Here is a 19,971-nt window from a genome sequence, read left to right on the forward strand (position 1 = left end):
CGCTATGACCGCACCGACTGCAATTCGCCGACTCAACGCTGCTGACCCGGATTTCGCGCATCATCTGGATCATCTGCTGAGCTGGGAAAGTGTGTCTGACGACTCGGTCAATCAGCGAGTGCTGGACATCATCAAGGCTGTGCGCGAACGCGGCGACGCGGCGCTGGTGGAATTCACACAGAAGTTCGACGGCCTGCAAGTCGCCTCCATGGCAGACCTGATTCTGCCGCGCGAACGCCTGGAGCTGGCCCTGACCCGCATCACCGCGCCTCAGCGTGAAGCCTTGGAAAAAGCCGCGACTCGCGTGCGCAGCTACCACGAAAAACAGAAGCAGGATTCCTGGAGCTACACCGAAGCCGACGGCACGGTGCTGGGCCAGAAGGTTACGCCGCTGGATCGCGCCGGTCTGTATGTGCCGGGCGGCAAGGCGTCGTACCCGTCTTCGGTGCTGATGAACGCGATTCCGGCCAAGGTTGCAGGCGTGAGCGAAGTGGTCATGGTCGTGCCGACGCCGCGCGGCGAGATCAACGAGCTGGTGCTGGCCGCGGCCTGCATTGCCGGCGTTGACCGGGTGTTCACCATCGGCGGCGCCCAGGCCGTTGCGGCGCTGGCTTACGGCACTGAAAGCGTGCCGAAGGTCGACAAAGTGGTCGGCCCTGGCAACATCTATGTCGCCACCGCCAAGCGCCACGTGTTCGGTCAGGTCGGGATCGACATGATCGCCGGGCCGTCGGAGATTCTAGTGGTGTGTGACGGCCAGACTGATCCGGACTGGATTGCCATGGACCTGTTCTCCCAGGCCGAGCACGACGAAGATGCCCAGGCGATTCTGGTCAGTCCGGACGCCGAGTTCCTCGACAAGGTCGCAGCGAGTATCGCCAAACTGCTGCCGACTATGGAACGCGCCGAGATCATCGAAACCTCGATCAATGGTCGCGGTGCGCTGATCAAGGTTCGCGATATGGAACAAGCCATTGAAGTGGCCAACCGCATTGCGCCGGAACACCTGGAGTTGTCGGTTGCCGACCCGCAGGCCTGGTTGCCGCAGATCCGCCACGCCGGTGCGATCTTCATGGGCCGCCACACCTCAGAAGCGCTGGGCGACTACTGCGCTGGCCCGAACCACGTGCTGCCAACGTCCGGCACCGCGCGCTTCTCTTCGCCGCTGGGTGTTTATGACTTCCAGAAACGTTCGTCGATCATCTTCTGCTCCGAGCAGGGTGCCTCCGAACTGGGCAAAACCGCTTCCGTGCTGGCCCGTGGCGAGTCGCTGACCGCCCACGCCCGCAGCGCCGAATACCGCATCGTTGACGATAAGAAGGGCAGCTAAGCATGAGTAAATTCTGGAGTCCCTTCGTCAAGAGCCTGGTGCCCTACGTGCCGGGCGAGCAGCCGAAGCTGGCGAAACTGGTGAAGCTCAACACCAACGAGAACCCGTACGGTCCATCGCCCAAAGCGTTGGCCGCGATGCAAACCGAACTGAACGATAACCTGCGTCTGTACCCGGACCCGAACAGCGACCTGCTGAAGAACGCGGTGGCCAGGTATTACGGCGTGCAGAGCAATCAGGTATTTCTCGGCAACGGTTCCGATGAAGTCCTGGCGCACATTTTTCACGGCTTGCTGCAACACGATAATCCAGTGCTGTTCCCGGACATCAGCTACAGCTTCTATCCGGTTTACTGCGGTTTGTATGGCATTGCTTTCGACGCGGTGCCGCTGGATGAGCACTTCCAGATCAACCCGGCGGACTACGCCAAGCCGAACGGCGGGATCATTTTCCCCAACCCGAACGCGCCGACCGGTTGCCTGTTGGCACTGGACGCGGTTGAGCAAATCCTCAAGGCCAGCCCGGATTCGGTGGTCGTGGTGGATGAGGCTTACATCGATTTCGGCGGTGAGACGGCGATCACGCTGGTGGACCGTTATCCAAACCTGTTGGTGACTCAGACCCTGTCCAAGTCCCGTTCGCTGGCGGGCCTGCGGGTGGGGCTGGCGGTGGGGCATCCGGACCTGATCGAGGCGCTGGAGCGGATCAAGAACAGCTTCAACTCCTATCCGCTGGATCGTCTGGCGATTGTCGGGGCCGCGGCAGCGTTCGAGGATCGTGAGTATTTCGACAAGACCTGCCGGTTGGTCATCGAGAGTCGCGAGAAGGTGGTCGCGCAGCTGGAGGCGAAGGGGTTTGAGGTGTTGCCTTCGGCGGCAAACTTCATTTTCGCCCGTCACCCGAAGCACGATGCGGCAGGGCTGGCGGCGAAGTTGCGCGAACAGGGCGTGATCGTTCGGCACTTCAAGCAGGAGCGGATTGCCCAGTTCCTGCGGATTTCCATCGGCGCGCCGGAGCAGAATCAGGCGCTGATCGACGGCCTCGGCGATCTCTAATCCATCGCTGATCCCGTAGGAGCGAGGCTTGCCCGCGAAGAACGATGACACGGTTTACCTGTTACACCGAGTTATCGTTCTTCGCGGGCAAGCCTCGCTCCTACAGGGGGGGGTGGGGTTTACTCGTGATGCGCTTCGCCCAGGAAGGTCAGCGATGTGAACAACCCACGTGTCGCCACGTCCGGGTTGTCCTTCAGCGCAATCTCCATCTGCGCCGCAATCACATTCAACCCTTCATTACGCACCAATACTTGCGCCCGACCCTCTGCATCGGTCTCGGTGCTTAACGTATCCGGCGCGCTGCGATAGTCGCCCACTAGCTTCACGCCCGCCGCCGGCTTACCGTCCAGCAGCACTCGAACCGGCAACGACTTGCCCGGCCCCACGGTAAGCGGATCAACCTCCGGCAGAATCAACAGTTTCATCTGATCGAGCTTCGGCAGCTTCGCCCCCGGCTGGTAGATCGCCAGGCTGTATTTGAAAGTCTGGGTCGACTCAATGGCCCCCGGCACTTTGCTGCGTCCTTCGTTGATCCATTTCTTATCCGCCGTCTGCGACCACATGCCATTGTTCAACGCCACGGCCATCACTGCTGGTGGTTTCAACGGTTGCAGGCGGGCGTGGTCGGCCAGCCGTTGCACGTTCACCGGGATCATTTTTCCGGCTACGTCATAGGCCCACGCGCCGCTGATTTTCTGTGCCTTGAAGGCGTTGTCTTCGGCACCGTGGCCGTAGATGACTTCGATGTTGCCGCGACGTTCTTCGGTCCAGAGACCGTGGGCCGAGACTTGGCCGGCACACAAAAGACTGAGTAGCGCCAGGGATTTTAGGTGTTGCATGGTGGACGTCCTTTTACAGGTTGAGTGTCAGGCTGACGGTGAAATTGCGCGGTTCTCCGGGGTTGACCCAGTAGTTGCTGTAGGAGCGCTCGAAGTATTTCTCGTCGAAAAGATTGTTCAGGTTCAGGCCCACGGTGACGTTTTCGCTGGCCTTGTAATGGGCCAGCAGGTCGACGGTGTGGTAGGCCGGCAGTTCGAAATCGCTGCCGGCTTCACCCGAGCGATCGCCGACATAGGTGAACGCTGCGCCAAGGTCCGAACCGCGCAAATGACCGTCCTGAAATTCATAAACACCCAACAGACTGCCACTGCGTTTGGCCGCGCCGAGAATTCGGCTGCCGGTGGGAATGACCTTGTCGCCCTGGGTGACTTCGGCGTCGATGTAAGCGAAGGCGCCGATCACTCGCACTGCATCGGTCACTTGTCCGGTGACTTGCAGGTCCACTCCCTGGCTGCGGGCCTTGCCCATGGCGCGGCTGGAGTCGGTGCTCGGGTCGAGGGCCAGGACGTTTTCCTTTTCGATATGGAAGGCGGCGAGGGTGGTGCTCAAGCGGTCGTCGAACAGCTCGCTCTTGATCCCGACTTCATAACCGACGCCTTCTTCCGGGTCGAAGGATTTGCCGGCGGCGTCCAGCCCATTGTTCGGTTTGAACGAAGTGGAGGCGTTGGCGAACAACCCCACTTCGGGCGTCAGTTGGTAGAGCAGGCCGGCTCGCTGGGTCAGTGCGTCGTGGCGCTGGCGGCTGGTGGCGTTGCGGCTGTGATCGTCGATGCTTTGTTCGAAATGCTCGAAGCGCGCACCGAGCATGCCGCGCAGTTTGTCGGTGAAGACGATCTGGTCCTGAAGGTTCAGCGCCTGGCTTTCGACGTGCTCGAAGAAGTCGGTCCCGGAGCGCGCGCCATCAGGTTTCGGCTGGCCGTAAATCGGCCGATAGATATCGATAGCGTAAGGGCCGCCGGCAATGGTCGTGACCCGTTCGTTCTTGCGGAAGTTCTCGTATTCGCTGCCGATCAGCAGTTCGTGTTGCCAACTGCCGATGTCGAACAAACCGCGCAGTTCGAGTTGGGTGATGCTGTCGTGCCAATTGGTGTCGCGCTCGCGATAGCGGCGGTTGACGGTGTGGCCGTCGGCGTTCAAGGGACGAGTTTCGGAGGCGAAGCCCCAGAGCTTGCCTTCCTTGTAATGGCTGGCGAGGCGTAGTTTCCAGCGGTCGTTGAGCTGATGTTCGAGGGCGGCTTGCAGCAGATTGTTGTGGTTGTCGATGTTGCCGTCGTTGGGTTCACCAAGGAAGGTCGAACGGGAGATACCGCTCCATTTATTGTTCGGCGCGACGACACCGCGATCGAAGGTCGAGCTGTGGCGCACGAACTCGCTCTCCACCAACAGGCTGGTGTCCGGGTTCAGTTGCCAGCTGAACGAAGGCGCAACGAACACACGCTGACTGTCGACGTAATCGCGGAAGCTGTGGTTGTCCTCGACGGCCAGGTTCACCCGGGACAGAACGTTGCCATCATCACCCAGCGGTGTGTTGACGTCCACGGCGGTGCGATAGCGATCCCAACTGCCGGCGCTGGTTTGCAGTGTGGTGAAGGCTTCAGGCTGGGGTTTCTTGGTGACGATGTTCACCGTCCCGCCCGGATCGCCGCGACCATAGAGGCTGGCGGCCGGGCCTTTGAGCACTTCGATGCGTTCTATGTTGGCCACGTCCGGCGTGCTTGGATAGCCGCGGTTGGCGCTGAAACCGTCCTTGTAGAACTCCGACGTGGTGAAGCCGCGAACGCTGTATTCGTATAGCGTCAGGCCGCCGAAGTTGTTCTGTTTCGACACGCCGCCGGCAAATTCCAGTGCGCGTTCGACGCTGGTGCTGCCCAGGTCCTTGAGCACACTGACGGGAATCACACTGATCGATTGCGGAATATCACGAAGGGCGGTGTCGGTTTTGGTTGCGCTGGAGGAGCGCGTGGCGCGGTAACCCTTGACCGGGCCGGTGGGGGATTCGTAGTCGGAGGTGACGCTGATGGCGTCCAGTTCAACGGTTTGCGATTCTTCGGCGAAGACCGGATCCCCCAGCAAACCGAGGGCCAGGCCTGCGAGGGAAACCATTGTTCGAGACGACATGTTATGTTGTTCCAATAGTGACATTGAAACAATATAACATGCCTAATGAGAATGTATTCGTTTAAGGCTGGCTGTCTCTGTGCTTTCAAAGACCTCGGAAAGATCGCAGCCTGCGGCAGCTACTCTTCTTTTTCCTTGATCGGCGCGGGTGGCGGACGCAAACCGATTTCTGCCGTGAGCTTGAGCTCTTTACCGTTGCGCATTACCTGAATGGTGACCTTGTCGGTCGGCTTGATTCGCGCCACCTGGTTCATCGAGCGGCGACCGTCGCCGGCCGGTTCACCGTCGATGCTAAGGATCACGTCGCCCAGTTGCAGGCCGGCCTTTTGCGCCGGGCCGTCACGGAAAATCCCCGCGACCACAATCCCCGGACGTCCCGACAGACCAAACGATTCCGCCAGTTCCTGACTCAAGGGTTGCACTTCGATGCCGAGCCAACCGCGAATCACCTGGCCGTGTTCGATGATCGACTTCATCACTTCCATCGCCAGTTTGACCGGGATCGCGAAGCCGATGCCCTGAGAACCGCCAGACTTGGAGAAGATCGCCGTGTTGATGCCGGTCAGGTTGCCATTGGCGTCCACCAGTGCACCGCCGGAGTTGCCGGGGTTGATCGCGGCATCGGTCTGGATGAAGTCTTCGTAGTTGTTCAGCCCCAGCTGATTGCGCCCGGTGGCGCTGATGATGCCCATGGTCACGGTCTGGCCGACGCCGAAGGGGTTGCCGATGGCCAGGGCCACGTCGCCGATGCGGATATTGTCGGAACGGCCGACGGTGATCGACGGCAGGTTTTTCAGGTCAATCTTCAATACCGCGAGGTCGGTTTCCGGGTCGCTGCCGATGACCCGGGCCAGGGTTTCACGGCCATCCTTGAGCGCCACCACGATCTGGTCGGCACCGCTGGTCACGTGGTTGTTGGTCAGCAGATAACCTTCCGGGCTCATGATCACGCCCGAACCGAGGCTCGACTCCATGCGCTTCTGCTTGGGCGAGTTGTCGCCGAAGAAGCGGCGGAACTGAGGGTCTTCGAACAGCGGATGGCTGGGCTTGTTGACCACTTTGGTGGTGTACAGATTGACCACCGACGGCGCGGCCGTGGTCACCGCGTCGGCATAGGACACCGGGCCCTGCTGCAGACCGATGGTTTGCGGGGCTTGCTGCAGATTGACGTCCAGGCTCGGTAACCCGACCCACTCCGGGTAACGCTGCATAATCAATAGAGCGATAAGCACGCCGGCCAACAGCGGCCAGCCGGAAAAACGCAGCGCCTTGAGCATTAAGCAAGTCCTACAGAGGTTGCAGGCGGTGTGAGACCGCCCATAATGTCGCGCATTATACGAGGCCGAGCGCGCCTCTGAACGGGATATTTAGGAGTCTTTTATGGCCGTTGCCCTGAGCACCCTGGTCGAAGAAGCCGACCGCTACCTGGCAAGTGCGAAGATCGCCGATTACTGCCCCAATGGTTTGCAGGTCGAAGGCCGGCCGCAAGTGATGCGCATCGTCAGCGGTGTTACTGCAAGCCAGGCGTTGCTGGACGCCGCGGTAGAGGCCCAGGCCGATCTGGTGCTGGTGCATCACGGCTATTTCTGGAAAGGTGAAAACCCGTGCATCACCGGCATGAAGCAGCGCCGGTTGAAAACCTTGCTCAAGCACGATATCAGCCTGCTGTCCTATCACTTGCCGCTGGATCTGCACCCGGAAGTCGGTAATAACGTGCAGCTTGCCCGGCAACTGGACATCACCGTCGAAGGCCCGCTGGATCCGGACAATCTGAAAGTCGTTGGCCTGGTCGGCTCGTTGAACGAACCGATGACCCCTCGCGATTTCGCCCGTCGCGTGCAGGAAGTCATGGGGCGCGAGCCATTGCTGATCGAAGGCAGCGCGATGATTCGTCGGGTCGGCTGGTGCACCGGTGGCGGCCAAGGGTACATTGATCAGGCGGTGTTGGCTGGCGTTGATCTGTACCTCAGCGGCGAGGCCTCGGAGCAGACGTTCCACAGCGCCCGGGAAAACGACATCAGCTTCATCGCCGCCGGCCACCACGCCACCGAGCGTTACGGCGTGCAGGCATTGGGGGATTACCTGGCGCGACGCTTCGCCCTTGAGCACATCTTTATTGATTGCCCGAACCCTATCTGATTTCAAAACTGAATGGGGTTGCCCTGTAGGAGCGAGGCTTGCCCGCGAAGAACGATAACGCGGTTCATCAGGAATACCGCGTTATCGTTCTTCGCGGGCAAGCCTCGCTCCTACAGGGTGTGGTGCCAAACGAGGGGGTATATTCATATACCCTTTCGATCTAGCCAGCGTCCTGATTAGAAGAGGGCGCTGTGCTAGGATTCCCCGCTCGAACACGGCCCGCAGGCCGTCCATAAGATCGTTTTCGTGAGTAGCCATGGTCGACAAACTGACGCATCTGAAACAGCTGGAGGCCGAAAGCATCCACATCATCCGCGAGGTCGCCGCCGAGTTCGATAACCCGGTGATGCTGTACTCCGTCGGTAAAGACTCCGCCGTGATGCTGCACCTGGCACGCAAGGCATTCTTCCCGGGAAAACTTCCGTTTCCGGTGATGCACGTCGACACCCAGTGGAAGTTCAAGGAAATGTACGCGTTCCGCGACCGCATGGTCGAAGAACTCGGCCTGGACCTGCTGGTGCACGTGAATCCCGAGGGTGTTGCACAGGGTATCAACCCGCTCACCCACGGCAGTGCCAAGCACACCGATATCATGAAGACCGAAGGCCTCAAGCAGGCCCTCGACAAGTACGGCTTCGATGCGGCATTCGGTGGCGCCCGTCGCGACGAAGAGAAATCCCGTGCCAAAGAGCGCGTGTATTCCTTCCGCGATACCAAGCACCGCTGGGATCCGAAAAACCAGCGCCCGGAGTTGTGGAACGTCTACAACGGCAAGGTCAACAAGGGCGAATCGATCCGCGTATTCCCGTTGTCGAACTGGACCGAGCTGGACATCTGGCAGTACATCTACCTCGAAGGTATCCCGATCGTGCCGCTGTATTTCGCAGCCGAACGCGATGTCATCGAGATGAATGGCACCTGGATCATGATCGACGACGAGCGCCTGCTCAATCACCTGAGCGACGAAGACAAGGCGCGCATCGTCAAGAAAAAGGTCCGTTTCCGTACGCTGGGCGACTACCCGTTGACCGGTGCGGTCGAGTCCGAGGCCACCAGCCTGACCGACATCATTCAGGAAATGCTCCTGACGCGAACTTCCGAACGCCAGGGCCGTGTCATCGATCACGATGGCGCCGGTTCGATGGAAGAAAAGAAACGTCAGGGTTATTTCTAAGGGGTTGTCATGTCGCACGCATCTGATTTGATCAGCGAGGACATCCTCGCCTACCTGGGCCAGCACGAACGCAAGGAAATGCTGCGCTTTCTGACCTGTGGCAACGTCGACGACGGCAAGAGCACCCTGATCGGGCGCCTGCTGCACGACTCCAAGATGATCTACGAAGATCACCTGGAAGCCATTACCCGCGACTCGAAAAAAGTCGGCACCACCGGTGAAGACATCGACCTGGCGTTGCTGGTCGACGGCTTGCAGGCCGAGCGTGAGCAGGGCATCACCATTGATGTCGCCTACCGCTATTTCTCCACCGCCAAGCGCAAATTCATCATCGCCGATACCCCACCATGAGCAGTACACCCGCAACATGGCCACTGGTGCCTCCACCTGTGACCTGGCGATCATCCTGGTCGACGCCCGTTACGGCGTGCAGACCCAGACCCGTCGCCACAGCTTTATCGCCTCGTTGCTGGGCATCAAGCACATTGTTGTCGCCATCAACAAGATGGACCTCAACGGCTTCGACGAAAGCGTGTTCGAGTCGATCAAGGCCGATTACCTGAAGTTCGCCGAAGGCATCGCGTTCAAGCCGACCACCATGGCCTTCGTGCCGATGTCGGCGCTGAAAGGCGACAACGTGGTGAACAAGTCCGAGCGCTCGCCGTGGTACACCGGCCAGTCGCTGATGGAAATCCTCGAAACCGTCGAAATCGCCAGCGACCGCAACTACACCGACCTGCGTTTCCCGGTGCAGTACGTCAACCGCCCGAACCTGAACTTCCGTGGTTTCGCCGGCACCCTGGCCAGCGGCATCGTGCACAAGGGCGATGAAGTCGTTGTGTTGCCGTCGGGCAAGAGCAGCCGGGTGAAATCCATTGTCACCTTCGAAGGTGAACTGGAGCATGCAGGTCCGGGTCAAGCCGTGACGCTGACCATGGAAGACGAAATCGACATCTCCCGCGGCGACTTGCTGGTGCATGCCGACAACCAGCCGCAAGTGACTGACGCCTTCGACGCCATGCTGGTGTGGATGGCCGAAGAGCCGATGCTGCCGGGCAAGAAATACGACATCAAGCGCGCCACGACTTACGTGCCGGGTTCGATCACCAGCATCGTCAATCGCGTGGACGTGAACACCCTGGCCGAAGGTCCCGCCAACTCGCTGCAGTTGAACGAGATCGGTCGGGTCAAGATCAGCCTCGACGCGGCCATCGCGCTGGACGGTTACGACAGCAACCGCACCACCGGTTCGTTCATCGTCATTGATCGACTGACCAACGGTACGGTCGCGGCCGGCATGATCATCGCTCAGCCGTTGAGCCATGGCAGCAGCACCCACCACGGCAAACTGGCGCATGTGGCTACCGAAGAACGCGCCCAGCGCTTCGGCCAGCAACCGGCCACCGTGTTGTTCAGCGGCCTGTCGGGCGCTGGCAAAAGCACTCTGGCTTACGCGGTTGAACGCAAGCTGTTCGACATGGGCCGCGCAGTGTTTGTGCTCGATGGCCAGAACCTGCGTCATGACCTGAATAAAGGCCTGCCACATGATCGTGCCGGGCGTACCGAAAACTGGCGTCGTGCAGCGCACGTTGCGCGGCAGTTCAACGAAGCGGGTCTGTTGACCTTGGCAGCCTTCGTTGCGCCGAGTGCTGAAGGTCGTGAGCAGGCCAGGGAACTGATCGGCAAGGAGCGTCTGCTGACGGTCTACGTCCAGGCCTCTCCGACGGTCTGTGCCGAGCGTGATCCGCAAGGTCTGTACGCGGCGGGTGGCGATAACATCCCGGGCGAATCCTTCCCGTACGACGTGCCGCTGAATGCCGATCTGGTGATCGACACCCAGTCGCTGTCGCTGGAAGAAAGCGTCAAGCAAGTGCTGGATCTGCTGCGTAAACGTGGCGCGATCTAAGCGTTAGCTGCCAATAAAAAACCCGCAGATGAGTGATCGTCTGCGGGTTTTTTTGTGTCTGGGAGGACGCCTTCGCGGGCAAGCCTCGCTCCTACAGGTTAATTGCGATCACCCCGACCTGTAGGAGCGAGGCTTGCCCGCGAAGAGGCCGGTACAAACACCTCAAACTTTGGCGGGATACTCCCGGTGCATCTGCCCCAGCAGCGCATCCTTGTCATTCCACAGTTGATTGATCCAACCCTGAAACTCAAGCCGATACACCCCATCCTGGTCGTAGTTCTTGCCGACGAACTGCGGTGGAATCTTCAGCTCCTGAAAATGCACCACCACATCCTTCACGTTCCCACAGAGCAAATCCCAATAACCCGGCCGCCCGGCCGGATAGTGAATGGTCACGTTGACGATGGCTTCCAGCTGGTCGCCCATGGCATCCAGCACGAAGGCAATGCCACCCGCTTTCGGTTTGAGCAGGTAGCGGAACGGCGAGCTCTGCTGTACGTGCTTGCCCTCGGTGAAGCGCGTGCCTTCGACGAAGTTGAAAATCCCCACCGGGTTATTGCGGAACTTGTCGCAGGTCTTGCGGGTGGTTTCCAGGTCTTTGCCTTTCTTCTCCGGGTGCTTCTCCAGGTAGGCCTTGGAGTAGCGCTTCATGAACGGAAAGCCGAGCGCCCACCACGCCAGACCGATCACTGGAACCCAGATCAGTTGCTGTTTGAGAAAGAACTTCAGCGGGCGGATGCGCCGGTTGAGCACGTACTGCAACACCATGATGTCGACCCAGCTCTGGTGGTTGCTGGTGATCAGGTACGAGTGCTGATAGTCCAGACCTTCCAGCCCGCTGAGCTGCCAGCGCGTGTGCCCGAGCAGATCCATCCAGGCCTTGTTGTTGCTGATCCAGGCTTCGTGGATATGGCTCATCAGCCAATCGGTAAAACGTTGGGCGGCGGGGAAGGGCAGCAGCAGTTTGAAGATCGCCACCACGAACAGCGGCGTGCAGCAGACAATCGTGTTCAGCGCCAACAACAGCGAGGCGATCACGCCGCGCACGGGTGCAGGTAGAAAATCCAGCATTTAAACATCCAAAGGTCGGTTGGCAGCTTGAATCGCGGTCAACGCGATGGTGTAGACGATGTCGTCGACCTGCGCGCCGCGCGGCAGGTCATTCACTGGTTTGCGCAGGCCTTGCAGCATCGGCCCGAGGCTGACGCAGTCTGCGCTGCGCTGCACGGCTTTGTGGGTGGTGTTGCCGGTGTTCAAGTCGGGGAACACGAACACCGTGGCACGCCCGGCGACCTGGCTGTTCGGCGCCAGTTGCCGGGCAACGGTTTCGTTGGCGGCGGCGTCGTATTGCAATGGGCCGTCGATCAGTAGCGAGTTCTGTTGTTCATGGGCGAGCAACGTCGCTTCGCGCACCTTCTCGACTTCTTCGCCGCTAGCCGATTCACCGCTGGAGTAGCTGATCATCGCCACGCGCGGGGTGATGCCGAAGGCGGCTGCCGAGTCGGCGCTTTGCAGCGCGATCTCGGCCAGTTCGCTGGCGCTGGGGTGCGGGTTCATCACGCAGTCGCCGTAGACCAGCACTTCCTCGGGGAAAAGCATGAAGAACACTGACGACACCAGCGTGCAGCCCGGCGCGGTCTTGATCAGTTGCAGGGCCGGGCGGATGGTATTGGCGGTGGAGTGAATGACCCCTGACACCAGCCCGTCGACTTCATCCAGCGCCAGCATCATGGTGCCGATCACCACGGTGTCTTCCAGTTGTTGCTCGGCCATCGGCGCGTTGAGGCTTTTAGTCTTGCGCAGTGCAACCATTGGCTCGACGTAGCGTTCGCGAATCAGGTCCGGATCGAGGATTTCCAGCCCCGGCGGCAACTCGATGCCTTGGGCGCGGGCGACGGCTTCGACGTCCGCCGGTTTGGCCAGCAACACGCAACGGGCAATGCCGCGGGCCTGGCAGATCGCGGCGGCCTGCACGGTCAACGGCTCGCTGCCTTCGGGCAACACGATGCGCTTGTTGGCGGCCTGGGCGCGCTGGATCAGCTGGTAGCGGAACACCGCTGGCGACAGGCGCATTTCCCGCGGCGTGCCGCAGCGCTGGTGCAGCCAGTTGGCGTCGAGGTGGCTGGCGACGAAATCGGTGATGATCTCCGCACGTTCGCGGTCGTCGATCGGGATTTCCTTGTTCAAACTGTTTAACTGGTTGGCGGTGTCGTAGGAACCGGTGCTGACCGACAACACCGGCAAGCCGGCCTGCAAGGCGCCACGGCACAGATCCATGATGCGCGGGTCGGGCAGGGTGTCGCTGGTCAGCAACAGGCCGGCCAGGGGCACGCCGTTCATCGCCGCGAGGCTGACGGCGAGGATGATGTCGTCGCGATCGCCGGGGGTTACCACCAGCACACCGGGTTTGAGCAGCTCCACAGTGTTGCGCACGGTGCGGGCGCAGATGATGATGTTGGTCATGCGCCGGGTTTCATAGTCGCCGGCGTTGAGCACCTGAGCGCCCATCAGGTCGGCCACGTCGCGGGTGCGCGGTGCGTTCAGTTCCGGTTGATACGGGATGCAGCCGAGCAGGCGGAAGTCGCCACTGCGCAGCAATGGCGAGTGCTCCTTCAGGCGCGAGGCGAAGGCCTCCATGCTTTCGTCGGTCTTGACCTTGTTGAGGATCACGCCCAGGACTTTCGGGTCTTTCGGCCCGCCGAACAATTGCGCCTGCAATTCCACCCGGCCGGACAATTCAGTCAGCACTTCGTTTTCCGGTGCCGAGACCAGAATCACATCGGCGTCCAGGCTCTTGGCCAAATGCAGGTTGACCCGCGCCGCGTAACTGGCGCTGCGGGTCGGGACCATGCCTTCGACAATCAGCACGTCCTTGCCGACAGCGGCTTGCTGATAAAGGGTGATGATTTCTTCGAGCAGTTCGTCCAGCTGACCGTCGCCGAGCATTCGCTCAACGTGGGCCAGGCCCAGTGGCTGAGGCGGTTTCAAACCGTGGGTGCGGGCCACCAGTTCGGTGGAGCGTTCAGGGCCCGTGTCACCCGGGTGCGGCTGGGCAATCGGTTTGAAAAAGCCGACTTTGAGACCGGCCCGCTCAAGCGTACGCACCAGCCCGAGGCTGATGGAGGTCAGACCCACACCAAAATCGGTGGGCGCGATAAAAAAAGTTTGCATGCGGATTCTCTAAGGGTGCATGGCAATGGTGAGCGCCTATGGCTGGCGTTCTACCGAAATTCAGTCGTCAAGGTTATCGCTAACCGAGCCTTGTGCGCACCATCCGCAATCAAAGGGCTGGCCTATTTTTTCATTACGCAACGAAGGGTCCAGCACCCAGGCCCGGGATTGCCACGGCGGCTGGTGCCGCAGGTGTTGGGTATGGCCGCAGGAAAGCTCGGCTACCCAGTGTCCGTCTTCATCCTGATGGAAGCCTGTGACCGTCGAGCCCTTTGCCGCACCCCGTCTGTCCGGGTTGTGTTCGCTTTCAGACGATTGCTTCGCTAAACTTGGTCTTTCTATATTCTTATGCAAAAGGTCTCGCCCCATGCTGATCGCCGCCAATAAGGCTGTCTCCATCGACTATACCCTGACCAACGACGCTGGTGAGGTCATCGACAGCTCCGCCGGCGGCGCGCCGCTGGTCTACCTGCAAGGCGCAGGTAACATCATCCCGGGCCTGGAAAAGGCACTGGAAGGCAAAGCAGTCGGTGACGAACTGACTGTCGCCGTAGAACCTGAAGATGCCTATGGCGAATACGCTGCCGAACTGGTCAGCACTTTGAGCCGCAGCATGTTCGAAGGCGTCGACGAGCTGGAAGTGGGCATGCAGTTCCACGCATCCGCTCCGGACGGCCAGATGCAGATCGTCACCATTCGTGATCTGGACGGCGACGATGTCACTGTCGACGGCAACCATCCGTTGGCCGGTCAGCGCCTGAATTTCCAGGTCAAGATCATCGACATCCGTGACGCCAGCCAGGAAGAAATCGCTCATGGTCACGTCCATGGCGAAGGTGGCCATCACCACTGATTTTCTGCGCTAAGCTTTCGAGAGCTGGAGAGGCGCCCGAGGGCGCCTTTTTAGTCCGCGGCTGTCCTTGATGGCACCGCCAAGTGGCTGTTTTGAGAAGAACACTGGAATTTGGAGTTCGTCATGAGTGCTTTTCACGACCTTAAACTGACAGCCCTGGATGGTCAGGAGCTACCTTTGGCGCCCTTCAAGGGGTGTGTCGTGCTGGTGGTCAACGTTGCCTCCAAATGTGGTTTGACCCCACAGTACGCGGCGCTGGAAAACCTCTACCAGCAATACAAGGACAAGGGCTTCAGAGTGCTGGGCTTACCGTGCAACCAGTTTGCCGGGCAGGAACCGGGCACCGAGCAGGAGATCCAGGCGTTCTGCAGCCTCAACTATGGCGTGACCTTTCCGTTGTCCAGCAAGCTGGAAGTCAACGGCCATGAGCGTCATCAGTTGTATCGTCTGCTGGCGGGCGAAGGCGCGGAATTTCCGGGCGACATCACCTGGAACTTCGAGAAATTCCTGCTGGGCAAGGATGGTCGCGTGCTGGCGCGATTCTCGCCGCGTACGGCGCCAGATGATCATGCTGTCATCCAGGCGATCGAAAAAGCGCTGAGCTGACATCCCCTCTGTAGGAGCGAGGCTTGCCCGCGAAAGCGTCATCTCATTCAACATTGATATCGACTGACATGACGCCTTCGCGGGCAAGCCTCGCTCCTACAATGCTTCCTATCTTTTAGACCTTAATCACCGCAATCAATAGTGCTGTGCATCGCTTGCCGCCCCGCATATTATCGCCGTCATAAAGTCTATGTCCCGTGGAGCGTCCCATGCCTGTCAAAGCCCTGTTCAAGCCTTTTCACCTAGGCGCTCTCGAGTTGCCGACCCGCGTCGTCATGGCGCCGATGACCCGCTCGTTTTCGCCGGGCGGCGTGCCCAATTCCAAAGTGATCGAGTACTACCGTCGTCGCGCCGCTGCCGGTGTTGGGCTGATCATCACCGAAGGCACCACCGTCGGTCACAAGGCCTCCAACGGCTATCCGAACGTGCCGCATTTCTATGGTGAAGCGGCATTGGCCGGCTGGAAGAAAGTCGTCGATGCGGTGCATGCCGAGGGCGGGAAAATCGTTCCGCAACTGTGGCATGTGGGCAGCGTGCGCCGCATCGGCACCGAGCCGGACGCCAGCGTGCCGGGTTACGGTCCGTCGGAAAAATTGAAGGACGGTCAGGTCGTGGTTCACGGCATGACCAAGGAAGATATCCAGGACGTGATTGCCGCATTCGCCCAAGCCGCCAAGGATGCTCAGAGCATCGGCATGGACGGCGTGGAAATCCACGGTGCCCACGGTTATCTGGTGGACCAGTTTTTCTGGGAAGGCAGCAATCAGCGTACCGATGAATACGGTGGCAGCCTGGCGAACCGTTCGCGCTTCGCCATCGAACTGATTCAGGCGGTGCGTACAGCGGTCGGTGAAGGTTTCCCGATTATCTTCCGTTTCTCCCAGTGGAAGCAGCAGGATTACACCGCGCGCTTGGTACAAACCCCGCAAGCCCTGGGCGAATTCCTCCAGCCATTGTCCGACGCTGGCGTGGACATTTTCCACTGCTCGACGCGGCGTTTCTGGGAGCCGGAGTTCGACGGTTCCGAGCTGAACCTGGCCGGCTGGACTCGCAAACTAACTGGCAAGCCAACCATCACCGTTGGCAGCGTCGGCCTGGATGGCGAGTTCCTGCAATTCATGGTCAACACCGACAAGATCGCCCAACCGGCCAGCCTGGAAAAACTGCTGGAGCGGCTGAATAACGATGAGTTCGATCTGGTGGCCGTGGGGCGTGCGTTGCTGGTGGATCCGGACTGGGCGCAGAAAGTGCGGGACGGTCGTGAGCAAGACATTCTGCCGTTCAGCCGTGAGGCGTTGATGACGCTGGTTTAAGCGGCATCCGGGCGGGCCTCTTCGCGGGCAAGCCTCGCTCCTACAGAATTTGTGTCGATCACACTATTTTGACCCGACACAAGCCCTAATGTAGGAGCGAGGCTTGCCCGCGAAGCTTTTCAAGGCAACAACGCTGCATCAGGCAAGGATTGCCCCTGCAAACAAGCCCCGCGCAACTGCCCCTCGAACTGCTCGATAATCGCCGCCCAACCCTGACGACTCGCATGCTGGCGCGCATTAAGACGCACGCAGCGCAAGGTTTCACGCTCCTCCAGCAGCCAGCGTGCTGCATCGCAGAACGCCTCTTCATCCCCGGGCATGGCCAGTACGCCGTTGTAACCATGGCGAATATGCTGGGCCGCCGCAGCCTGATCGTACGCCACCACCCCCAGCCCCGAGGCCAATGCCTCAAGCACCACATTGCCGAAAGTTTCGGTCAAGCTCGGAAACAGAAACACATCCCCCGACGCATAGTGACTGGCCAAGGCTTCGCCGCGTTGTGAGCCGCAGAAAATCGCTTCGGGCAATTCCTTCTCCAGCATCGATCGTTGCGGCCCATCACCAACCACAATCAATTTCATTTTTCGCTGTGGATAAGTCATTTTCAGCGTGTCGAAACACCGCTTGAGCAAGCCAAGATTTTTCTCTGGCGCCAGGCGTCCTACGTGGATCAAGGCAATATCTTCCTCGGCCAGTCCCCATTGCTCGCGCAGCGATTTCAGCCGTTTGGCCGGATGAAACAACTGGCTGTCGACGCCTCGAGAGAGCAGCGCCAGGCGCTCGAAACGGCGGCGTTCCAGCTCCAGTCGCTGGCTGGCGCTGGGCACCAGGGTCAGGGTCGAGCGATTGTGAAACCAGCGCAGGTAGTGAGTCAGCAAGCGGGTCAGCAGCCCGAAGCCGTATTGGCTGGAGTACTGTTGAAAATTGGTATGAAAGCCACTGACCACCGAAATCCCCAAACGCCGTGCCGCGCGCAATGCGGATAACCCCAGCGGTCCTTCAGTGGCGATGTACAACACGTCCGGACGATGGCGTTTCCAGCGCCGCAGCAACTTGTGCATCGACGACTGACCCCATTGCAGGCCGGGATAACCCGGCAACGGCCAGCCTCGACACAACAGCAACTCATCGTTGCTGCCCATGAGCGGGTCGCCACCCTGACGTGGCCGAACCAACTCCACCTGATGCCCGCGTGCGCGCAAACCGTCGAACAAGCGGCCAAGGGTATTGGCAACGCCGTTGATTTCCGGAGGGAAGGTTTCGGTGATCAGGGTGATATGCAGAGTTGTCGTCATGACCTCAGTGTCGGCTGAGGCCATGTCGTCATTGTGACGGTTGAGTGATGGATTTGTGACGCGATCAGCGGTGTTCTGCCACCAGATTTTCCGCGCCACGCTCACGTACCCAGAACAGCGTTGCGCCGGCTACTGCCGCCGGCATCATCAGAATGTTGACCACCGGAATCAGCAACACCAGATACACGCTCCCGCCGAAACCGAGGCTCTGCCAGCGTTTCTGCCGCAGCCAGGCGAGCATTTCGTTCCAGCCCAGTTTGTGGTTATCCGCCGGGTAATCGATGTACTGGATCGCCATCATCCACACCCCGAACAGCAGCCACAGCGGCGCGGCGATGATGTTGACCACCGGGATCAACGACAGGATGAACAGCCCGATGGCCCTGGGCAGGAAGTAGCCGAGTTTGCGCATTTCCCGGGACAGGGTGCGCGGGATCATGGCGATCAGTTCGCCCCAGCTGAAGGCCGGGAAGTCGTCGGTGCCGCGCACCACCACTTCGACTTTCTCCGCGAGGAAGCCATTGAACGGCGCGGCGATGATGTTGGCGAGCATGGTGAAGGTGAAAAACACCATCAACACCACCAACACGACAAAAATCGGCCAGAGGACGTAGCTCAGAAAGCTCAGCCAATCGGGCAGGGACGGCATCAGCGTATCGACCCACATACTGAACTGATGGCCAGCCAGATAGATCAATCCGACGAACAGCACCAGGTTGATTGCCAGCGGCAACAACACGAACAAGCGCAGGCTGGGACTCAGGACCAGCTTGAGGCCCTCGCGCAGGTATTGCGGGCCAGACAGAACGGGGGCGGGCATAACGTGCTCCGAGCAAAGGGTAAACGCGCCGACCTTACCGGCTTTGCCTGACAGGCGAAAGCGCGGTAGCGGCATCGACATTAACTGTAACAAAGGCGTCTATATATTCACCTCGATGGGATAGAGACCGCCTATGAGCTGGATTGTTAAACCGTATTTCCTTAATCTTCGCCCCCTCGATACGCTGCACCCATTCTTTTTACAGGACTGTCGAGCCCAAGCCTTCCCCAAGTGCTTTCAACGGTCCTTTTTTATTCCCGCCGGCAATCCGGCGTTCCGCGCCCAGTGTTTCGGGCCCGGTCAACAGGAGCAGGTCATGTCTGAAGTTCGTCATTCGCGAGTGATTATTCTCGGTTCCGGCCCTGCCGGTTACAGCGCTGCGGTCTACGCAGCCCGTGCCAACCTCAAGCCACTGCTGATCACTGGCATGCAGGCTGGCGGTCAACTGACCACCACCACCGAAGTCGACAACTGGCCGGGCGACGTCCACGGCCTGACCGGCCCGGCGCTGATGGAGCGGATGAAAGAGCACGCCGAGCGCTTTGAAACCGAGATCGTGTTCGATCACATCAATGCCGTGGACTTCGCCGCCAAGCCGTACACCCTGATTGGCGACAGCGCGACCTACACCTGCGACGCACTCATCATCGCCACCGGCGCCAGCGCCCGCTACCTGGGCCTACCGTCGGAAGAAACGTTCATGGGCAAAGGCGTTTCGGCCTGTGCGACCTGCGACGGTTTCTTCTATCGCAACAAGCCCGTGGCTGTGGTCGGTGGCGGTAATACGGCTGTGGAAGAAGCCCTGTACCTGGCCAACATCGCCAGCACCGTAACCTTGATCCACCGTCGCGAAACGTTCCGCGCCGAGAAGATCCTGATCGACAAGCTCAATGCCCGGGTTGCCGAAGGCAAGATTGTCCTGAAACTGAACTCCACCCTGGACGAAGTGCTGGGCGACAACATGGGCGTGACCGGTGCTCGCCTGAAGAACAACGACGGCAGCTTCGACGAGCTGAAAGTCGACGGCGTGTTCATCGCCATCGGCCACACCCCGAACACTTCATTGTTCGAAGGTCAGCTGACGTTGAAAGACGGCTACCTGGTTGTGCAGGGCGGCCGTGACGGCAACGCCACTGCGACCAACCTCGAAGGCATCTTCGCTGCCGGTGACGTGGCTGACCACGTCTACCGTCAGGCCATCACCTCGGCCGGCGCCGGTTGCATGGCGGCACTGGATGCCGAGCGCTACCTCGACGATCTGCAGAACGCTTGATTCTGATTCTGTAGAAAGCAAAAAACCGGCTTCGGCCGGTTTTTTTGTGTACACGATTTAATGTCTGATCACATTTCC

General features: G+C 60.0%; 16 protein-coding genes and 1 pseudogene. 9 read left to right on the top strand and 8 right to left on the bottom strand.

The window, feature by feature from the left end; translation table 11 throughout:
* The first annotated feature begins 4 nt into the window (after window positions 1-4).
* Window positions 5-1,330 (top strand): histidinol dehydrogenase, encoded by a 1,326-nt coding sequence (gene hisD, locus ACIPLA_RS18955; RefSeq protein ID WP_123499007.1) that lies wholly within the window; start codon window positions 5-7, stop codon window positions 1,328-1,330.
* 2 nt (window positions 1,331-1,332) lie between these two features.
* Entirely contained in the window at window positions 1,333-2,385 is a 1,053-nt protein-coding gene (hisC, locus tag ACIPLA_RS18960) for a histidinol-phosphate transaminase (RefSeq protein WP_218398691.1), read from the top strand.
* Window positions 2,386-2,504: 119 nt separating this feature from the next.
* Here hisC and ACIPLA_RS18965 read toward each other — a convergent pair whose 3' ends face one another.
* The 3 genes from ACIPLA_RS18965 to algW all read right to left on the bottom strand — a co-directional run bounded on the left by ACIPLA_RS18965 (window position 2,505) and on the right by algW (window position 6,620).
* A complete protein-coding gene (locus tag ACIPLA_RS18965; protein ID WP_401175000.1) occupies window positions 2,505-3,224 on the bottom strand; it encodes a DUF4198 domain-containing protein in 720 nt (239 codons plus the stop codon).
* Between the two features lie 13 nt (window positions 3,225-3,237).
* Window positions 3,238-5,343, bottom strand: a complete 2,106-nt coding sequence (locus ACIPLA_RS18970) for a TonB-dependent siderophore receptor (protein ID WP_401175003.1) — start codon at window positions 5,341-5,343, stop codon at window positions 3,238-3,240.
* A 119-nt stretch (window positions 5,344-5,462) separates the two neighbouring features.
* Window positions 5,463-6,620 (bottom strand): Do family serine endopeptidase AlgW, encoded by a 1,158-nt coding sequence (algW, locus tag ACIPLA_RS18975; RefSeq protein WP_123499015.1) that lies wholly within the window; start codon window positions 6,618-6,620, stop codon window positions 5,463-5,465.
* 103 nt (window positions 6,621-6,723) lie between these two features.
* Between algW and ACIPLA_RS18980 the strand changes: the two genes are divergently transcribed.
* The 3 genes and pseudogenes from ACIPLA_RS18980 to cysN all read left to right on the top strand — a co-directional run bounded on the left by ACIPLA_RS18980 (window position 6,724) and on the right by cysN (window position 10,562).
* A complete protein-coding gene (locus tag ACIPLA_RS18980; RefSeq protein WP_401175006.1) occupies window positions 6,724-7,482 on the top strand; it encodes a Nif3-like dinuclear metal center hexameric protein in 759 nt (252 codons plus the stop codon).
* 256 nt (window positions 7,483-7,738) lie between these two features.
* Entirely contained in the window at window positions 7,739-8,656 is a 918-nt protein-coding gene (gene cysD, locus ACIPLA_RS18985; protein WP_008008639.1) for a sulfate adenylyltransferase subunit CysD, read from the top strand.
* 9 nt (window positions 8,657-8,665) lie between these two features.
* Window positions 8,666-10,562, top strand: a pseudogene (cysN, locus tag ACIPLA_RS18990) (sulfate adenylyltransferase subunit CysN).
* Between the two features lie 162 nt (window positions 10,563-10,724).
* On the opposite strand, the gene ACIPLA_RS18995 reads toward cysN, so the two are convergent.
* Genes ACIPLA_RS18995 through ACIPLA_RS19005 form a run of 3 tightly spaced genes read right to left on the bottom strand, consistent with a single transcriptional unit; the run spans window position 10,725 to window position 14,132 of the window.
* Window positions 10,725-11,633: an acyltransferase gene (locus tag ACIPLA_RS18995; RefSeq protein ID WP_218398696.1), complete on the bottom strand. Its 909-nt coding sequence runs from the start codon at window positions 11,631-11,633 to the stop codon at window positions 10,725-10,727.
* Window positions 11,634-13,733 carry a phosphate acetyltransferase gene (pta, locus tag ACIPLA_RS19000; protein WP_123499023.1) on the bottom strand — a complete coding sequence of 700 codons (2,100 nt, stop codon included), beginning with the start codon at window positions 13,731-13,733 and terminating at the stop codon, window positions 11,634-11,636.
* Between the two features lie 60 nt (window positions 13,734-13,793).
* Complete coding sequence (locus ACIPLA_RS19005; RefSeq protein ID WP_123499035.1) at window positions 13,794-14,132, bottom strand: DUF3565 domain-containing protein; 339 nt, start codon at window positions 14,130-14,132, stop codon at window positions 13,794-13,796.
* On the opposite strand from ACIPLA_RS19005, the gene ACIPLA_RS19010 reads away from it, so the two are divergent.
* From ACIPLA_RS19010 to ACIPLA_RS19020, 3 genes are all read left to right on the top strand, one after another.
* Window positions 14,101-14,586, top strand: a complete 486-nt coding sequence (locus ACIPLA_RS19010) for a peptidylprolyl isomerase (protein WP_007901600.1) — start codon at window positions 14,101-14,103, stop codon at window positions 14,584-14,586. The two genes, ACIPLA_RS19005 and ACIPLA_RS19010, sit on opposite strands and share 32 nt — an antisense overlap.
* A 123-nt stretch (window positions 14,587-14,709) precedes the next feature.
* Window positions 14,710-15,192 (top strand): glutathione peroxidase, encoded by a 483-nt coding sequence (locus ACIPLA_RS19015; protein WP_218398697.1) that lies wholly within the window; start codon window positions 14,710-14,712, stop codon window positions 15,190-15,192.
* 209 nt (window positions 15,193-15,401) lie between these two features.
* On the top strand, window positions 15,402-16,505 hold the full coding sequence (locus ACIPLA_RS19020; protein WP_218398698.1) for an NADH:flavin oxidoreductase: 1,104 nt from the start codon (window positions 15,402-15,404) through the stop codon (window positions 16,503-16,505).
* Between the two features lie 119 nt (window positions 16,506-16,624).
* On the opposite strand, the gene ACIPLA_RS19025 is transcribed toward ACIPLA_RS19020, so the two are convergent.
* Together ACIPLA_RS19025 and cysZ are read right to left on the bottom strand one after the other, a co-directional pair.
* Window positions 16,625-17,824, bottom strand: coding sequence for a glycosyltransferase family 1 protein (locus ACIPLA_RS19025; protein WP_218398699.1), 1,200 nt, complete (start codon window positions 17,822-17,824; stop codon window positions 16,625-16,627).
* Between the two features lie 40 nt (window positions 17,825-17,864).
* Complete coding sequence (cysZ, locus tag ACIPLA_RS19030; RefSeq protein WP_401175012.1) at window positions 17,865-18,620, bottom strand: sulfate transporter CysZ; 756 nt, start codon at window positions 18,618-18,620, stop codon at window positions 17,865-17,867.
* A gap of 316 nt (window positions 18,621-18,936) precedes the next feature.
* On the opposite strand from cysZ, the gene trxB reads away from it, so the two are divergent.
* Window positions 18,937-19,893: a thioredoxin-disulfide reductase gene (gene trxB, locus ACIPLA_RS19035; RefSeq protein WP_008070552.1), complete on the top strand. Its 957-nt coding sequence runs from the start codon at window positions 18,937-18,939 to the stop codon at window positions 19,891-19,893.
* Window positions 19,894-19,971: the final 78 nt, after the last annotated feature.

The organism is Pseudomonas sp. NPDC086112 (genome assembly GCF_044746425.1).
In the GTDB taxonomy this organism is placed as follows: domain Bacteria; phylum Pseudomonadota; class Gammaproteobacteria; order Pseudomonadales; family Pseudomonadaceae; genus Aquipseudomonas.